The sequence below is a fragment of the Paenibacillus azoreducens genome (assembly GCF_021654775.1).
Lineage (GTDB): Bacteria > Bacillota > Bacilli > Paenibacillales > Paenibacillaceae > Paenibacillus_AQ > Paenibacillus_AQ azoreducens.
The window spans coordinates 6,991,992-7,010,476 of sequence record NZ_AP025343.1 but is presented as its reverse complement, the minus strand read 5'-3'; the positions used below and the strand labels follow the sequence as shown (position 1 = coordinate 7,010,476).

The window sequence follows — 18,485 nt, the reverse complement described above, 5'->3', positions numbered from 1 at the left end:
TCAAATGGAATTGAATTATTTCGCAGGCGCATTTTATGATGGAGTCAGAGCCGCATGACACATAACAAAGGAGGCGCCCTTATGAGTTCCTTTTTGCAGATTAAGATATACCGCGGCAAATTCATTGCTTATACGATATTTGTGGTATCTATAGGGCTGACGCTGGGCGCGCTGACCTGTGCGGTGCTTCTGTATCAGTGGATTGAGAACGCCCGAAGCGAGGCTGTCAGCGCCTTTGCCCGTACTGAAAGCGAGCTTCAGTATGATGCTGATCGGATTGAGGCCTACATGCAGCGAATATATTCCAACAATCGTCTGATGACCGATGTCCGTTACTTTTTGGGCAATGGCGCGGAGGGTTACCTCACAGGCAGGCTGCAAAATAGTCACTATAACGAACCGCTCGTCTCCTTCCCTGAAGATATGAAGGCCTTTTTGTACAGCTCGGTGCAGGGAGACATTACTCAGATCAGCCTGCATGCCGAATCTCGGGGCAATGTGGTTCGATTTGACGGCAACGGCAATGACAGTTTTCTCTTTTGTCTTCCAAACACGGACGAAACCTTCCGCGAGACCATCCAAAAGGGATTCGTATACCGTAAAAAGTTATCCGATCCGAACCAGATTTCCCGCCAGATCGGGGAGTTCCGTTTCTTGGTCAGCAGCGATCAGTTGTTCAGCAAAGTGCGCAGTTACAAATTGGACATCGCCGCAGCTGTAAGCGCTTCCGGTGAAGTGTACATGATTTCCGGGGAGGATCGCGATACGGAGGAACTGGCTCTTCAAGCGGCGGCGGATCGGCAAAACAGCGGCTATCTTTCAAAGGGCGGACTGAACAGTATATTTTTTATGACCTTTTCCTCAACCAAATTCGATTACCAGTTCGTCGTGCTCGTGGATTTGCCTTCGCTCATGCGCCAAAATGCCGGCATCATAGGGATCGTGTTTTTGATTGTATTGATGGCCATGATCAGCGTGCTGCTGCTTATTGTATACAATTTGCGCGATGACGCGAGATTCCTTAAGCGCATTATCCATTCTATCAAACGCGTGAAAACCGCGGATTTTACGTCGAACTCTCCCGCCCGCTACAAGCGGAACGAATACGGCATGATTGCCCGTGAATTGGACGATATGGTCCTGCAGCTTGATAAGCATATTCGCACCGAATATTTATTGAAGCTGAAGCAGCAGGAAACGGAGATGAAGGCGCTTCAACACCAAATCAATCCGCATTTTTTATATAACACGTTAGAGGCTATTCGCTCTACTGCTTTAGTGAACCGTGACGTGAACACCGCCGATGCCATTGCGACCTTAGGTGCGCTATACCGGGATATCGTGAAAAAAGAGAATATTATTTCCATCGGCAGCGAGTTGGAGCTATTGCAAAAATATTTAAAAATTATGGAGCTTAAATACCCGGGGCGGTTTTATTATCAGCTTAATGTGGATCAGGCGCTTTTGCCTATTTCAACCGTAAAATTCTGGATGCAGCCTCTGGCGGAGAACTTTTTCGTCCATGGTTTCAACCCGGGTAATGAATTCAATCTGCTCGTCGTGAATGGCTGGGAAACGGATGAACGCTACGTGTTGGAATTTGTGGACAACGGAAAATGGATACCCGAGGAGCGGTTGAATGAAGTTAGGAGCAACCTTATCAGCCATGATGATGCTCCCGTGCGGAGCATAGGATTGCACAATGTGTATACTCGGCTGCACTTTTTCTATGGAGAGGTTTTTTCCATGGAGATTGATAATAACGAGGAGGCAGGAGTTAAGATTACAGTGATGATCGCAAAGGGGTGACTAGGCATGTATAAGCTTCTGATCGTGGATGACGAACCTCAGATTCTGGAAGGGATGAAACGGACTTTGGATTGGGCGGGCTACGGTTTTCACCGGATCGAGACAAGCGAAACCAAAGATGACGCTGTTTCAAAAGCGGTGGAGCTGCTGCCGGATATCGCGATCTTCGATGTGTGCATTGGCACCGATCGTGGCTACGAAATCATAAACAGGCTCAATGAGCTGCGTCTTCCTACGAAATATATCATTATGAGCGGTTATAGCGAATTCGAGTACGCCCAGGAGGCCATTCGCTGCGGTGTGAAGGATTATCTGCTGAAGCCCGTCGAGCGTTCCAAACTCCAGATGGTCATTGAGAAAATCATTGTAGAAGATCTGCACGGCACCTTGAACGGCATGAGCAGTGAAGACATGAACACCGATCCGATATTGGGTATTCCATACGATCAATTATCCAAACTGACCAACCGTATCCTGCTGATGGTGAAGGCGGAATATGCCCAGAATATCACTTTAAAATCGGTGGCCGAGCGTTTTCGCATGAACAGTACTTATCTTGGGCAGCTGTTTTTAAAGGAAGCGCACATGAAATTTTCAGAATATTTGATGGCCTACCGGATGCTTCAAGCACGAGAATACATTCTGACGACGGATGAGAAAATTTCCAGCATTGCCCTTTCAGTGGGATACCCGAATCTCAACTATTTTTACACCCATTTTCAAGGTTACTTTGGCAAGTCGCCTTCGGAGCTCAGGAAAAAGGGTTAGGCTCCTAGACAGAAAGGAGACTTTTATATGCAGCAACCTTCTTTTTTCGGCCGCATCACCTTATATATTGTGTTAACTGGCATAATAGCACTGCTTGCAGCAGGCTGTTCCCCGTCCTCTGCCACTGATAAGGATACGGAGCCCCATGGGGACATGGTCAATCTGGTTTATTACACGATCGGGGAGCCGGACAAGGATATTAAAATGGTCAATGACAAAATCAATGAAGTCTTAGCTAAAAAGATCGGGATTACCATCACATACATTAAGGTAGGATGGCAGGAGTATGAAGACCGGCTGAACACGATGGTGTCAGCTGGAACTCCTTTCGACATTGCTTTTGCTACTGACTTTACAGCTTATGTAAGACGGGGGGCGTGGCTGCGGCTGGATGACTATCTATCCAACACAGGCAAGGATATGTACGATATCATCGACCCTATTTTTTGGCAGGGTGTGCGTATGGACGATGGAGGCATTTACGGCATACCCACCAATAAAGAATTGGCTGTTCGCCAGCAATGGATGTATCCGGAAGAACTGGTGAAGAAGTATAACATCGATATTACAAAATATAACACCTTGGAATCGCTCGAGCCGTTGCTTCAGATGATCAAGCAAAAGGAACCCGATTATTTGCCTATGGAGCTGGACAAGGATTCCCAGAACTTCTTTGCCTTGTACGGCTACGAGCATGTCATTGACAAGAAGCTTCCTCTAATGGTACGGTCTCTGGATTCCTCCTCTAAGGTAGTGAATATATTCGAAACCAAAGAAGCGCGGCAGGTGCTGAATACACTTCGGCACTATTACAAGGCAGGCTATCTCAATGAAGATGCTGCACTTCGGGAGAACCAGGAGCTTAAAAGAGGTGTGAAGGTGTTCTGGAAAGCTTCGGACGGCGGCCCGCTCGCAGAAAATAGCTGGAGCAAAGATCGCGGCTACAAGGTTGTGGCGCATCCCGTCACGCCTGAGTTGGCCACGACGGAATCCTTGCGTGGAGGCATCATGGCCGTCAGTTCGGATACGAAGCATCCCGTAGAGTGCATAAAGTTCTTGAATCTGCTCAATACGGATCCCGAACTGCGCAACCTGTTCAATTATGGCATAGAGGGAGTGCATTATACCTTGGACAGCAATGATCAAGTTGTGCCTATTCCCGCAAAGGACGCTAACGGAAATCCCATCCCGGATGCTTCGCCAAGGTATACAGGGATCACGTACACCCAGGGCAACTGGTTCATTTTGAAGACGATGGGCGGTAAAAACCCGGATCCGATAAACAAATGGGAGCAGTTCCGCTCTTCCAACGCAAGAGTCGTCAAATCCGGCTTGCTTGGCTTTACGCCCGATTTATCCATGATGCCGATTCAGCTGCAAAATATCGAGATGGTCTGGCAAAAATATTATCCGAGCCTGATGACAGGAAGCGTCGACGTGAATACCGAGCTTCCGAAGTTTAACCAGGAACTTAAGCAGGCGGGGCTTGACGAGGTTCGGGCTGAGGTGCAAAAACAACTCGACGCTTGGCGTATGGCCCATAAGTAGCGTTTTCCAGCTTCATTGCTGTATCAAAAGCCTCCTTCACGAACAAACGCGAAGGAGGCCTTTTCTATTTCAGGATTTTGCTAATAGTCATTTACACTCTAAACAAGAGACTCTTCCGTCAATCCGGCGCCGGACCGCTGGATCCTCTCTTCAGCAGCTTGGTAGGGAGGAGCAATTCGGTAAACGGATGCTCAGGATGTTCAATCCGCCAGAACAGCTGCTCAACGGCTTTGCGCCCGTAAAGCTTCAAATCGACATCCATCGTTGTAATCTGCGGCGTGGATACCTGAGATAAGTACCCGTTATCGAAGCTGACGACAGATACGTCTTCCGGTACCCTCAGCCCAAGCTGCTGGAGAGCAGAATTCAGATAAAACCCAAGCCCGTCATTTACGCAAAACCATGCAGTCGGCAGCTGGTCGAGCGATTTCAATTTATCAAGCATGTAATCGGACTCTTCCCTTGCATCTTTTATGACCCAAGGGTTGTGGATTTCCAGTCCGAAATCGTTCATCGCAAGCACATAACCTTCCCAACGTTCATAATAGCTTGGCGAAAAGGACGTATTGGATAGAATGCCGATCTTTCGATGGCCAAGTTCTGTCAAGTGACGGACTGCCTCATAAGCGCTGAAGCGATTGTTCGTCAAAATGCAATCCGCATGGATAGAAGGGTGGTGGTGATCAATTAGCACCGTCGGCTTTCCTGTACCTGTAATGGTGTTTATATAGTCTGTTGTAATGTGGGACAAGACAAGAATGCCGTCAACGGATTGATTCTGCAGAAAAGAGGGTAGAATCAGCTTCTCGGCGGCATGTTTATTCACCGATTGAATGAGCAGATTTTTGCCTCTTTTAACCGTTTCCCGCTCAATACTCAAATAAATTTCCCCAAAAAAGCTCTTCATGGAAAAAGCGAAATCGGAAGCGATCAAGGCGATATTGCCGGTTGGTTCGGCATCGGAAGACCGTCTTTTCCGGTTTTGCGAATACACATATCCCATTTGATGGGCCGTTTCGAGAATTAATTTCCGCGTTTCCTCGCTTACCCCGTCTTTCCCCGATAAAGCTTGGGACACTGAATTTTTAGATATATTAAGCCGCTCCGCAATATCCTGCATCGTTACTTTATCTTTCATATGTACACCCCGATCTTTTTGGCTGTATAAATTTGGTTCATTGTTTAGAAACTAGGAAAGCCTGCTTTCGTGACTAACATTACAATAAATTGTAACGTTACAAGAATCACAAGTAAAGAGCTTTATTTAAAAACATTATCCAATGTTTGAAATGGTGTTGACAAGAAGTTTGTAATGTTAAATAATAAGGTTACACAAGCGCTTACAAATTAAAAAGTAATTCTATTTTATAACGTTACAAAAGATGGCTTGTGTCAAAAATGTTTATTTCAATCATTCGAAACAACATTTTAAGGAGGTCAATAATTCGATGAAAAAGAAAATTCTCGGGCTTGTAGCACTCGTACTTGCATTTTCTGTGCTTGCAGCCTGCGGCTCCAAAAAGGAAAGTGCGACAACTGCGGATGGCGTAACGACCATTGAATTTTGGGCGGCGGCCAACCCGACGCAGCAAGCGTTCTGGGAGAAGATGGCGAAAGCTTACGAACAGACAAACTCCAAAGTTAAAATCAACGTCAGCGTAATCAAGGAATCGCCAAGCTCGGAAGCGAGCATTCAGGCAGCGATTGCGGGGGGAAGCGCCCCGACGATATCGGAGAACATCAACCGCGGTTTTGCCGCGCAGCTGGCTAACAGCAAAGCCCTTGTTCCGCTGGATACGCTGGATGGCTTTAACGATATCGTCACCACCCGGAATATGAAAAATACGATCGAGCCGTGGAAATTTGCCGATGACCACCAATACGTGCTTCCAATTTACTCTAATGCGATGCTGTTTGGTTGGCGTCTCGATCTTCTGAAAGAGCTTGGATATGCAGAACCTCCGAAAACCTACAGTGAAGCGCTTGAAGCCAATAAGAAACTGAAGGAAAAATATCCGGATAAATATTTCTGGGCTAAAGCCGATTTGGCCGATCCGACCGCCTGGAAGAGATGGTTTGACTTCTTCATGCTGTACGATGCGGCATCCGGAGGCAATAAATTTATTGAAGGCAGCAAGTTTGTCGGAGATGAAAAAGCAGGAGTGGAAACTCTTAAATTTGTCGATGATCTCCGGAAAGATAAGGGCATTCTTGCTCAAAACGTAGCCGATCCGTTCGAAACGGGAACCAGCCTGTTTATTGATCTGGGACCTTGGACGTTTACGAATTGGGCTGAAAAATTCCCGGATATGAAATACAACCAAAACTACACGTTAAGCATGCCTCCAGTACCGGATGGAATCGATCCGAAAGAATCCAAAACATTCGCCGATACGAAAGGACTTGTCATCTATGCATCGGCTACCAAGGAACAACAGCAGGCCGCGATGGATTTCATTAAGTGGGTATACGCGGATGCCAAAAACGATGCTCAATGGTTCGACGAAACGAAACTTCCGCCTGCACGCGACGACTTGACGACCAACGAATCCTTCAAAGCGATTTTGGATAAAAATCCGGAACTGAAACCGTACGCGGAAAACGTGCCGAATGCGATACCTCCAATGGATAATCCGAAATACAACGATCTGCAAACCTTTATTGGTCAAGAAGCGTGGAATAAAGTGGTCCGCGGTGAAATTGACCCGGCAACAGGATGGGCAAACATGAAGAAAGCGATTGAAGGGGAACTTCAATAAAAGGGGTCTTCTGCATGAAAGAAAACAATAACCGGTTGGGCTGGCTGTTCGCCAGCCCCTACCTCATTTATTCCATTGTGTTTTTTCTAATTCCATTGGTTTGGTCTTTTTATCTGTCTATTACAAACTGGGATCTGATTGCGCCTGATTATGACATTGTCGGTTTTGGCAATTTCGCTAAGGCGCTCAAATCCCCCGGCGTACACGCCGCCTTTTGGGTCACTTACAAATTTATGATGATATTTGTTCCGCTTGTCGTGGTGATGTCGCTGATCGTATCCATATTGGTACACAGCCTGCCGCGGTTCAAAAGTCTGTTTTTGATCGGTTTTTTCCTTCCGTATCTTTCTTCGGGCGTCGTATCGTCGCTCATCGTAAAAGGTTTTCTGTCTTATAACAGTCCGATTAACACGGCACTGCGCAAAATCGGTATCAATATCGACTGGCTTGGCACCTCGTGGTCGGCACTGTTGATCGTCGGTTTGATCATGGCTTGGAAATTTACCGGGTACTATGCGTTGATTCTGACATCGGGCCTGGAAAGCATAGATCATGAAGTATATGAGGCGGCTGCCATCGACGGCGTTACCGGCCGCCAACGTTTCTGGAAAATTACGCTCCCGCTTCTTTATCCCGCATTATACACGACGCTGATTTTGGCGTTTGGGGTAACCTTCGGCATTTTTACGGAGGTGTACCAGCTTACGGGCGGCGGACCGAAGTTCGCGACAAATACCTGGCAAATGGAAATTTACAGTCAAGCATTTAAAAACCTTCAGGCCGGGTATGCATCGGCAATTGCGCTGCTTGCATCGGTAGCGACGTTCATTTCGATTTTTATTATCCGGAAATTGCTCGAAAAGTGGGGTGCGCGAAATGGTTGGGTCTAAACGAAGCAGCAAGTCCAAGCTGGCGATCCGGTATGCGATTGCAGGAGTGCTTCTTCTGGTCATGGTGTATCCGTATTTATACATGGTGCTGAATTCGTTCGCGGATTGGGCCCAGGTGGACCGGAAGCTGATCCCGAACTCGTATACGCTGAAGTCCTATTCCTGGCTGTTTACCGGGGGAGAGACGGGGATTACGCGGCCGTGGCTGGGAGCTTTTTTGAACAGCGTGATCGTGTCGCTTCTGTCGACCTTCCTGATGATGATGTTTGGGGTTATGGTGGCTTATGCCCTTTCGAAGCTGAAATGGCGCGGCCGGGACACCGTCAACAACTTTATCTTGTTTCACATGTTTTTTCCGGCCATCATTTTGCTGATTCCCAGCTTTTTGATCATTCAAAAGCTGGGCTGGTACGACACGTATTGGGCGCTGATTATTCCTAAAGGCGTCAGCCTGTGGGCGATTTTTATGTACACAAACTTTTTCAAAGCCGTTCCGACGGTGTTTATTGAAGCGGCGAAGCTGGACGGGGCTACGGATTTCAAAATTCTGTACAAAATCATGATGCCGATGTCCAAGTCCATCACGAGCGTCGTGTTCCTGTTCCTGCTGATGGAACGCTGGACGGAGCTGCTGTGGGATATGATCATGGTCCGCAGCGACGGAATGCTGACGCTGAACGTTCTCCTTTCGCAGATGTTCGGTCCGTATGGAACCTACCCGGGTCCTTTGTATGCCGGATCCGTGCTGCTGTCGCTGCCGATCATCATTCTCTTTATCATCTTCGGTAAAAACTTCCAGAAGGGCATGCAGGTCAGCCTGAAGTAAATGGTATCGATTTAGAAAGCGAGCTGATAGGGATGGGAGAGCAGAAAACTCAAAAAGAAATGCTCTGGTGGAGAAATGCTGTTTTTTACGAAATCTATATGCCCAGCTTCTGCGATGGCAACGGGGACGGTATCGGAGATTTTCCGGGACTGATCTCGAAGCTTGATTATTTGCAGGAATTGGGGATCGGCGGGATATGGCTCACCCCGTTTTATCCTTCGCCTAGAGTCGATAATGGTTATGATATTTCCGATTATTGCGAAGTGGATCCGGACTATGGAACGCTTGCCGATTTCGATCGGCTGGTCAGCGAAGCCCACCGGCGCGGAATCAAAGTCATCGCCGATCTGGTGTTGAACCACACATCTTCGAAGCACCCGTGGTTTATCGAATCCCGTTCATCGCGATCGAGTTCCAAGCGGGATTGGTACATCTGGAAAGATCCCGTTAACGGCAATGCGCCGAACAACTGGGAATCATTCTTCGGCGGACCGGCATGGGAATGGGACGAGGCGACCGGCCAGTATTATTACCATGCGTTTGCAAAGGAGCAGGTCGACCTGAATTGGGCCCATCCCGAAGTCCGGCAGGCGATGAAGGATGTCATGAAGTTTTGGCTGGATCGCGGGATCGACGGATTCCGGCTCGATGTCATCAATTTTTTGAAGGTGTCGGGGCAATTTCCGGATAACCCGGTTGATGCATCGGGTGTGCAGGAGCACCGATACGATCAGAATCAAGAGGGGATTTTGGAGGCCATCCGGGAGATATGCGATTTCGTCCGGAGCCGGAAATCCGTGTTTATGGTCGGGGAAGTCGGGTCCGAGGATATGGCCGTTCTTCGGGAATACAGCGGCGGAAGCCTGCTTGACGTCGTGTTTAATTTTAATCTCGGAAGCCGCAAAGAACTTCATGTTCAAGACTTGTTCCATGAGTTGAAACATATGGAGGAATTGCACGGCCCAGACCAGCTGCCGACGCTGTTTTTCAGCAGCCATGATATGCCGCGCCATATATCCAGGTTTTCGAGCGGCGAAGAAGAGGCGGGCCGGCGGCGGGCCAAGCTGATGGCCGCATTGATGCTTACCGCCAAAGGGGTTCCGTTCATCTATTACGGGGATGAGATAGGGATTTCCGATTTCATTCCGGCGCATATCGGCGAAATGAAGGATATCCAAGGGCTGACGGCTTACAGGATCGCCAAAGAGTCCGGCATGCCTGAAGCAGAAGCTTTGGAAGCAGCGATTGCCAAAAGCCGTGATCATTCCCGGACGCCCATGCAGTGGAATGCTTCTCCCAATGCCGGATTTTCCACGCGGGAGCCGTGGATTTCACTGAGCTCCTCATTCCGGGACGTTCATGTAGAAAACCAGCGGGGGAAAAACGGATCGCTATATGAGTTCTATCGGGCTCTCATCCGTCTCCGCCAGGATCATTCTGCGCTTCACAACGGAGATTATGTATTGCTGCGCCAGGAAAATGAGTTGATCTACTATATGCTTCAATCGGAGGAAGAACGGATGCTTGTCGCCTTGAATTTCGGGGATGACCAGGCCCACCTGGAGCTGCAAGAGCAGTGCACAGGCATATGCCGGCTTCTCCTGTCCAGCACGCCTGAAGCGAGGGGGGACCGGCAGTGCTCAACGGTTGTTTACCCTTATGAAGCGGCCGTCTGGTTATGCGAATAGCGTGCACAAAATGATGAAGGGTCCAATACGCGGCCTTTTAGGGGGATATTCGTGTTGAAATTGATAAAAAACGACGTGATCACATGCGAAGAGCTTTTAAAGCAGTATGTTGCAGGCCGTAAGGGCCAAGTCCGGGCTTTCGCCGCAGAGAAGCTGGTCTTTGACGGAGTAGGCCCAAAGGATGTGTATAACATTACCGCTCCGTTTGAGGATGAAGGCGAACTGGTAATTGCGGGCAGAGTAGAGTCCCGTGACAGTGAACATTCGGAAGTGATTTTCTTTGTGGAAAAAGAGGGGAAATGGGTACCGCGGGAAGGAGCCCCGGTTCTGGTACTACAGGATCCTTTTCATACGCGTATCGGCGGGGAACTGATCGTCGGAGGCGTGCAAATTTATCCGCATCCTGAGCAAACGGGCGCTTTGATGTGGCGCACCGTCTTTTACCGCGGCAGCAGAATTGCCGACCTGGAGCTGTTTTTTACAGGCCCGGACGGGATGAAGGATCTGCGCCTGATCGGACTGCCAGACGGGGGAGTCGGCGTGTTCACGCGGCCGCAGGGCGAAAAAGGCGGCCGTGGCCAGATTGGCTATTTCAGGGTTCCGTCTTTGGACGATCTCAGCATCGAAGGAATCGAAAACGCACCGCTGCTCGAAGGGCAATTCATTCCCGAAGAATGGGGCGGGGCCAACGAAGCCCATGTGCTGAAGAACGGCCTGATCGGGGTGCTCGGGCATACGGCATGTTACGACGAGTCCGGCGACCGCCATTATTACCCGATGGTATTCGCGCTTGACCCGCAAACCGGAGATATTTCCGATATGGAAGTGATCGCCGTCCGCAAAGATTTTCTGCCCGGTCAGGCCAAACGCAAAGACCTTCGGGACGTCGTATTCAGCGGAGGGTTGATCCGCCGGAAGGATGGCACAGCCGTGATTTATGCGGGAACAAGCGATGCCGAGGCGCAGCGCCTCACGCTGCCTGATCCGTTTGTTAAATTCGAATCCTAGTTTATACATCAAGGAGTCTGATCTCAATGAAGATATACCGATACGAAGAAAATCCTTTAATTACGCCGGCAGACGTTAAACCTCACCGGGAAGATTTTGAGGTCATAGGCGCATTTAACGCCGGCATCGCGCATTACCAGGGAGAAACCCTGATGCTGCTCCGAGTGGCGGAACGTCCGATCAGCAATGACCCGAATATGATCAAAGCGCCGGTGTATAACGCGCAAACCGGCGAACTTGAACTCATTCCTTTCCGTACTGATGATGACCGTTATGATTTTTCGGATCCGCGCGTGATTCGGAACAAGTCCAAAAATGGAACTTTCGAATACCTAACATCGCTTTCCTATATCCGGATTGCCAGAAGCAGGGATGGCCACCACTTTACGGTTGACGATAAACCTTTTATTTATCCATCAAATGAACAGGAAACATTCGGTATCGAGGATCCGCGCGTAACCCAGATCGGCGATACGTATTATATTTATTTTTCCGCCGTTTCCCCGGTCGGGATCGGGGAATCACTGGTTTCGACGACCGACTTTAAGACGATCCGCCATCACGGCATGATTTTCGGTCCCGACAATAAGGATGTGCTCATTTTCCCGGAAAAGATCAACGGCAAATATTATGCGCTGCACCGTCCGACGATGAAAAGCATCGGAAACCCGGAAATCTGGATTGCCGAGTCCGACAACCTCCTCTATTGGGGCAATCACAAGCATTTGCTTGGCCTGCGGGAAGGCATGTGGGACAGCGGCCGAATCGGCGGGGGAGCGGTTCCTTTTAAAACGGAAAAAGGCTGGCTTGAGCTCTATCACGGTGCAACGGCTGACCACAGATACTGTATGGGCGCGGTTCTCCTTGATTTAAACGATCCGACGCGGGTAATCGCCCGTTCAGGGAAACCGGTTATGGAGCCTGAGGCCGAATACGAAAAGCAGGGCTTTTTCGGAGACGTCGTATTTTCCTGCGGGGCCATCGTTGAAGGCGATACGGTCAAAATGTTCTACGGCGTGGCGGATACATCTATGGCCTGTGCCGAACTCAGCGTCAAAGAAATTTTGGACAGTCTCGAATATATTGAAGCGAAAGTCTAAATGCAAGCGAACAAGGAACGCCAAACAGCTCTAATGCTGTTTCGGCGTTTCTGTTTTAGACGTATTTCCAGCTAGAGGGGGATAACATGATTATTAAAGATCACTGGAAGCTGCGGGATTTCCGGATCGGGGAAGCCAGGGATTTGGAGGTAGCCTCCCCGCTGTACGACGATTATTTCTGGATGTCGGCCGAAGTGCCGGGAGATGTGCACACGACCTTGAACCGTCATGGATTAATCGACGATCCGTTTTATGGGCATAACGATCAAAAATGCCGCTGGGTCGAGGAACGCATTTGGTGGTACCGCACGGTATTCACGCTAACAGAGCTTCCGAGCCGGGAAGAGCGGATGGAGCTTGTTTTTGAAGGGCTCGACACCTTTGCCACCGTATATTTGAACGGGGTGGAGCTGGGTTCGACCGATAATATGTTTATCAGCCATACGTTTGAAGTGAGCCGCGAGCTGAAGCTTGGCAAAAACGTGCTTGCCGTCAAGTTTGATCCGGTTCATGCGAAGGTGGGAGAAAAGGCGGTCTCCACGTTCTGGTCCGGCTTCAGCAAGGAGCGGGTCTGGACGCGTAAAAACCAGAGCCATTTTGGCTGGGACTGGGGGCCGCGTCTGGTATGTGCGGGGATATGGAAGGAGGTCCGGCTTCAGAAAACCCGGTATGCCAAACTGGAACATGTATATGCCCGCACGGCGGAAATCAGCGCTGATCAAGCGTTGGTGGATATCTCTTTGGAGCTTAAGGCATGGGATGATGCCAGGGACTACACGGCTCTCGTGGAGCTCATCGATGAGGGGAAAGACAAGGTTGCGGCTTCGGCGGAGATCAAGATTGATCTTAGCCTGGGGCTGGCATGGGACGGAGCGGCTGGTGGCATTCTTTTCTCGGGAACGACCGGTCTTAAAGTGGTTGATCCGAAGCTTTGGTGGACTCATGACCTGGGGACGCCTCATTTATATAAACTGCAAGTCACCGTGTTTGCTGACGGAGAACCGATTGACCGCTCCGCACAAATGCTCGGCATTCGCAGCCTTGAATTGAAGCGGCGGAATGATGCAGGCGATCCATCCTTTACATTCGTGCTGAATGGGGTCGACGTATTTGCGAAAGGAGCCAACTGGATTCCGATCGACAGTTTTATCGCAGCCGTTCCCGATTCAAGATATTCCCGCCTGATCCGCATGGCCCGCGACGCCAACATGAATATGCTGAGAGTATGGGGCGGGGGGATCTATGAAAGGGATATTTTTTACGATGAATGCGATCGTTTAGGCATTTTGGTATGGCAGGACTTTATGTTTGCCTGCGCACTGTATCCGGATTATAACCGCAACTTTATGGACAACGTCCGGCGCGAGGTGGAGCAGGTGGTCAAACGGCTGCGCAGCCGGACCTGCCTGGCCTTATGGTGCGGCAACAATGAAAACGATTGGCTGTATGAAGCGCTGCATGCGGGGGGAGAAATACCGCATCCGTTCTACGGGGAGAAAATCTATCACGAGCTTATGCCCGGCCTCCTTGAGCGGCTGGATCCTTCGCGGACGTTTTGGCCGAGTTCGCCTTTTGGTGGGAATGATCACAACTCCCGGGACGAAGGGGACACGCATAACTGGCAGGTTTGGCACGGCAATATCGAACCCCGCGTCTTTGGCGAGCCCCAGCGCCAGAATTATAGCGTGGAGGGGTTGTCGTTTAAAAAATTCAAGGAGGATCATACGAAGTTCGCCAGCGAATTCGGCATGCATGCCTCATCCACACGCTACACGCTGCAGCGGAATATCCCTGAATCCGAGCTTGTATGGGGCAGCGGCGAAATGATGAACCGGAACAAGGACATCAATCATCTGAAAGGTATCATGCTGATGGAAGGCTATTCGGGAATTCCGAATGACCTGGAAGAATACATGAACTTTTCGATGCTGACCCAGGCCGAAGGGTTGAAATACGGCATCGAGCACTACCGCAGGAATAAACCGGAAACGAGCGGAGCGCTGTTCTGGCAGTTCAATGATTGCTGGCCCGGAACGAGTTGGTCGGTCGTCGATTACTACGGCCTGCCGAAAGCAGCCTATCATTATGCACGGAAGTTTTATCATCCTGTGCTGTTATGCGCGGAATACACGCCAGGCGACTCCCATATGATTCTGTGGGGTATCAACGATACTCTGCATACGATCCAGCGAACGGCGGAAATCCGGGTGTTCAGCCTCGATGGGCGGTGCGTGTACCAGCGCTCCTATCCGGTCACGATTCATGCAGGAGACAAGCTGCGGATTGCCGAAGTCTCCTTGGAAGAAATGCTTCAAGGGTTGGGTGCCGACCAGGCGGTATGCGTCTTACGATGGGAGAATGAGGCCGGGGAAGATAACTTCTATTACTTCATGGATCACAAGGACATGAACTTTGGGCCCACATGTCTGCAAGTCCGGGTAAATCCGGAGAACGGCACCGTGACGGTTTCGGCCGAAGGCCGGTTGGCGCGAATGGTCAAGCTGGAGCTTGACGAGGAATGGGTGGAGTGGGAGGATAATTATTTTGATCTGCTCCCTGGACAATCCCGTACCTTGCGTATTAAACAGTGGGACGGTAAAGACATTCCTTGGAACACGCTGCGGGTTTCGGCTTTGAACGGATCGGCCCGCGGCTAAGGCAGGCTTCAATCACAATACGGAGAAGAGGGGATCTAGCGATGAAAGCGGCAGTATTGCAGGAACAAGAGCAGATGGTATGCACGGAACACCCGAATCCCCAGCCTGGGAGCGGTGAGGTTGTCATCCGCGTCCGCAGCTGCGGCATTTGCGGAACCGATCAACATATTTATCATGGTCATCCGGGATCGGCGGAGGTCCATACCCCGATCGTGCTAGGGCATGAATTAGCCGGGGTAGTCGTGGCCGTTAGCGATGACGTGGATACGCTCGCGGCGGGGGACCGGGTTACGGTCGACCCCAATATTTACTGCGGGAGCTGTGAATATTGCCGCAGCGGCAAGCTCCATCTATGCGACCGGTTGCAGGCCATAGGCGTTACCCGGGACGGGGGAATGGCGGAATTATGCGCGGTCCCGGCAGCGAACTGTTACCGAATTCCGGATCGGATGAGTTTCGAGGAGGCGGCTTTGATTGAACCGCTGGGCTGCGTGCTTCATGGCTTTCGCAAGCTAGCGATCGGGCCGCGGGATCATATATTGATTATCGGCGGCGGATTTATCGGCCAGTTATTCCTGCAGCTTGTCCGGGCAAGCGGGGCTTCGCGGATTACGGTGAGCGAGCCGGCCGCATTTAAACATGACAGGCTGCGCGAACTGGGGGCCGATGAGGTGTTATCGCCGCTAGATCCAGATGCTGCGGGAAAATTCGCTTCGGGCGCGGATATCGTCATCGAATGCGTTGGACGTAAGGATTCGGTCGAAATGGCGGTCGGCGCCGCCCGTAAAGGGGGCCAAGTTCTTCTCTTCGGCGTTGCCTCGCCGGATACGGAAATTCACATCCGACCATACGATGTATTCGCAAAAGAGCTTCGTATCATGGGTTCCTTCATCAATCCCTTCACTCATCTGGAAGCGATCGCGCTCGTGTCCCAAGGCCGAATCAGTTTAGAGCCTTTAATCAGCCATCGTTTCACCTTGGAGGAGCTGCCGCAGGCGATGCGCGATTATCCGAACCTTGGCGTGAGCAAAGGGATCATCAATTTGTAAGGCTCAATACGAAAAAGGCAAGTTCGATCCGCCCATGCCGCGGTATGAACTTGCCTTTTTGCACTGCCGCCTTCCTTCTTTTCAGTCTTCCTTCACCGTATCCAACGCCCCGTACCGCTCCAACGCCTTCGTAGATGCCTCAAACATCCGTTTTTTCACGTAATGCCCCTCAAGCACCTTCACCCGTTTTCCTAGAAATCGCAGCTTGGAAAGCAGGAATTCCTGCTCTTCTCCAAGCAGGCAAACTTTTACCGTATAAGAATCCTGCTGCGCATCGTATTGCACCTCTTTTTCGAAGCAGGAGAGCGCATAAAGAATCCGCGACAGCTCCTCGTTATATTGTGGAATGATCTCAATTAGGACCTCGGTTTTGCGGCCTTCTAGGGTTTGGCTGATCCGTTCAAAAATGTCGTTCACCCTTTCCAGGGGCAGATCAGTTTCGGTGACGGAGATGATTTTGTCCAGTTTCGTGCTCATGAATGCATGATTGCGGATATGATGCCAGAGCAGGTACCACTCACGTTTCACCATGGAATATTCCAGCCGATAAGGAACGGCTAATTGGTTGGAGTAAATCTTGCCGTTTTTGAGGCAGTGGGTGATCCGGATTCCGCTCCGGTTCATGATGAGGCGGCGCAGCGGGCGCAGCAGAGGATGATACACCTGCTTTTCCCTGCTGCGCGCCTTTTCGATCAGATGTGAACTTGTATCCAATGGTTCATCCTGTTCCAATAGTGACCGCAGTTTTATCAGCGTCTTAGGCGTAAATGCGCCCGATGCGGCCGGATGCTGCAGCATTGCTGCAAGCCATGCGCGTTCATGGGCGGTGACCATGAAGGTGCCGGAGCCGTCCAGCCGCGAGATGATTTGGTAATTAAAAATTTTCTCAAACAGATTCATAATAGGCGCGAATCTCCTTCCATTCCGCGATCATTTCGCGGCGCAGCCGGGTCGGCTCGAGGACCTCGCAGCTGGAACCAAAGCTCCGCAGCCACGGTTTGATTTCTGTCGTTCCGTTCACGGTAATCTCGTAGGTGAAGGACTCGTCGTCGTCCTCCACAATTTGTCCCCATTGCCCCTGCAGCAGCACCCGTTCTTTGACGAAATTCGGATTTTGACCGGGGTTATAGAACTTGGCGCGGACGGTGACCGGAGCCCCTGTATCGATCAGCCAACTGAAACGGAGCTTTTCTTGAAGTTCCTGCTGCTTTTTCGCGAACCATGCGGAATCAACCGCTTCATCCTCTTCGAACTGCGTAATGCCTTCCATCCGGTACTTTCGAATCCCTTCCCGTCCGTGAGCAAGCAGATACCAGCGGCCGTACTGATGATCGTAGACGACTTTAAGCGGCAGTATTTTCTCCGATTTTCCTTCCGTTTCCCGTTCGAACAAAGGATTGGTATTTTGGGAGGCATAACTCTTTTTCGCTTTGGGCGAGAAATACAGGAACCGGACTCTACGGTGTTTGCGTATGGCGTCCAGAATGGTGAACAAGTGGGCTTCATCTAGAATTCTGGAGTGAAAGTGATATTTATATAAAAAGGGTTCGACCGCATGTTTTTCCGAATGGCTGCGGATCAACTGTTTTTTCAGCCCATCCCGCAGCAGGTAGCCCTGTACGGACGGAATTTGCGTGTTAGCCATCACGTCCACAAAATCATACAAATCAAGCAGTTCGTCTTCTGTCATTTCTCGTAGAAGTTCATTTCGAATGGCATATTTGAAGGGGCGGCTGCCGCCATCTTTTTGAATGACGCCAACCTGTTCAAGGTATTTCAGGTCTTTGCGAATCGTTTTTTCATCCGGCAAAGGGAGATTGGCGGGAAGTGCGTTCATGCAGCAATCCAGCAGCTCGAGCACGGTCAGGGACTGCGCGTTCAAGGCACCGAGAAGCAGGGAAAGCCGCTGGCTTTCGGACTCCTTCAGGGACTTGGCGCGGAACAGGAAGAGCAGCATCGGATCAGCTGAATCATAGTAATTGTAACGGAAGCCTTCGGTAAATTCCTTGCCCTCTTCTTCCGGCAGCTGTTGATATGTCGCTTGGACGATTTCTTTGAGGCGGCGGATCGTTTTATCGAATGTGTTCACGGAAATCCCCAGCCGTTTCGCAAACTGCTGCCTGTTATAGGCCCCGCTTGTCAGCACCAGCATGCGCAGAAACTGTATCTCCTTATCGAAGCTCTCCTTGGCCATCTGTTATTCTCCTTCTTCCATATCATGTTCTTTCTATTGTAACAGGGGAGGCGGATGGGTAAAATGTTCGGTTTTTCCTAAAAAGCACAAACAGACATATATTCTGTTAAAACTTAAAGGAAGTTATTTCCGGGTTGTAATACTTACGCCATGTTCGCGGGAATGGAAATGAGCGATGATAATAACACC

14 protein-coding genes are annotated in these 18,485 nt (G+C 50.2%); 11 read left to right on the top strand and 3 right to left on the bottom strand.

Annotated elements, in window-relative coordinates; genetic code table 11:
* Positions 1 to 81 precede the first annotated feature (81 nt).
* The 3 genes from L6442_RS31380 to L6442_RS31370 are packed head-to-tail and all read left to right on the top strand — an operon-like array spanning position 82 to position 4,125.
* Entirely contained in the window at positions 82 to 1,809 is a 1,728-nt protein-coding gene (locus L6442_RS31380; RefSeq protein WP_212979863.1) for a sensor histidine kinase, read from the top strand.
* Between the two features lie 6 nt (positions 1,810 to 1,815).
* Entirely contained in the window at positions 1,816 to 2,577 is a 762-nt protein-coding gene (locus L6442_RS31375; RefSeq protein ID WP_212979862.1) for a response regulator transcription factor, read from the top strand.
* A gap of 27 nt (positions 2,578 to 2,604) precedes the next feature.
* Positions 2,605 to 4,125 (top strand): ABC transporter substrate-binding protein, encoded by a 1,521-nt coding sequence (locus L6442_RS31370; RefSeq protein WP_212979861.1) that lies wholly within the window; start codon positions 2,605 to 2,607, stop codon positions 4,123 to 4,125.
* A 118-nt stretch (positions 4,126 to 4,243) separates the two neighbouring features.
* On the opposite strand, the gene L6442_RS31365 is transcribed toward L6442_RS31370, so the two are convergent.
* Positions 4,244 to 5,263 (bottom strand): LacI family DNA-binding transcriptional regulator, encoded by a 1,020-nt coding sequence (locus tag L6442_RS31365; protein ID WP_212979860.1) that lies wholly within the window; start codon positions 5,261 to 5,263, stop codon positions 4,244 to 4,246.
* 310 nt (positions 5,264 to 5,573) lie between these two features.
* On the opposite strand from L6442_RS31365, the gene L6442_RS31360 reads away from it, so the two are divergent.
* The 8 genes from L6442_RS31360 to L6442_RS31325 all read left to right on the top strand — a co-directional run bounded on the left by L6442_RS31360 (position 5,574) and on the right by L6442_RS31325 (position 16,102).
* Positions 5,574 to 6,884, top strand: a complete 1,311-nt coding sequence (locus L6442_RS31360; protein WP_212979859.1) for an ABC transporter substrate-binding protein — start codon at positions 5,574 to 5,576, stop codon at positions 6,882 to 6,884.
* Between the two features lie 14 nt (positions 6,885 to 6,898).
* Positions 6,899 to 7,774: a carbohydrate ABC transporter permease gene (locus tag L6442_RS31355; protein WP_194231813.1), complete on the top strand. Its 876-nt coding sequence runs from the start codon at positions 6,899 to 6,901 to the stop codon at positions 7,772 to 7,774.
* On the top strand, positions 7,761 to 8,600 hold the full coding sequence (locus L6442_RS31350; RefSeq protein WP_212979858.1) for a carbohydrate ABC transporter permease: 840 nt from the start codon (positions 7,761 to 7,763) through the stop codon (positions 8,598 to 8,600). The genes L6442_RS31355 and L6442_RS31350 overlap by 14 nt, the downstream gene beginning before the upstream one ends.
* 32 nt (positions 8,601 to 8,632) lie before the next feature.
* Complete coding sequence (locus L6442_RS31345) at positions 8,633 to 10,288, top strand: alpha-glucosidase (protein WP_237100142.1); 1,656 nt, start codon at positions 8,633 to 8,635, stop codon at positions 10,286 to 10,288.
* Positions 10,289 to 10,342: 54 nt separating this feature from the next.
* Positions 10,343 to 11,296, top strand: a complete 954-nt coding sequence (locus tag L6442_RS31340; protein ID WP_212979917.1) for an MTP-1 family protein — start codon at positions 10,343 to 10,345, stop codon at positions 11,294 to 11,296.
* Positions 11,297 to 11,322: 26 nt separating this feature from the next.
* On the top strand, positions 11,323 to 12,396 hold the full coding sequence (locus tag L6442_RS31335; protein ID WP_212979857.1) for a BtaManbiosPhlase: 1,074 nt from the start codon (positions 11,323 to 11,325) through the stop codon (positions 12,394 to 12,396).
* Positions 12,397 to 12,482: 86 nt separating this feature from the next.
* Positions 12,483 to 15,053 (top strand): beta-mannosidase, encoded by a 2,571-nt coding sequence (locus tag L6442_RS31330; protein WP_212979856.1) that lies wholly within the window; start codon positions 12,483 to 12,485, stop codon positions 15,051 to 15,053.
* Between the two features lie 41 nt (positions 15,054 to 15,094).
* Positions 15,095 to 16,102: a zinc-dependent alcohol dehydrogenase family protein gene (locus L6442_RS31325; protein ID WP_212979855.1), complete on the top strand. Its 1,008-nt coding sequence runs from the start codon at positions 15,095 to 15,097 to the stop codon at positions 16,100 to 16,102.
* Positions 16,103 to 16,183: 81 nt separating this feature from the next.
* Here L6442_RS31325 and L6442_RS31320 read toward each other — a convergent pair whose 3' ends face one another.
* Together L6442_RS31320 and L6442_RS31315 are read right to left on the bottom strand one after the other, a co-directional pair.
* The gene (locus L6442_RS31320) at positions 16,184 to 17,002 is read right to left on the bottom strand and encodes a WYL domain-containing protein (protein ID WP_212979854.1); all 819 of its coding nucleotides are present in this window, start codon (positions 17,000 to 17,002) and stop codon (positions 16,184 to 16,186) included.
* Entirely contained in the window at positions 16,989 to 18,296 is a 1,308-nt protein-coding gene (locus L6442_RS31315; RefSeq protein ID WP_212979853.1) for a helix-turn-helix transcriptional regulator, read from the bottom strand. The genes L6442_RS31320 and L6442_RS31315 overlap by 14 nt, the downstream gene beginning before the upstream one ends.
* Between the last annotated feature and the right edge of the window lie 189 nt (positions 18,297 to 18,485).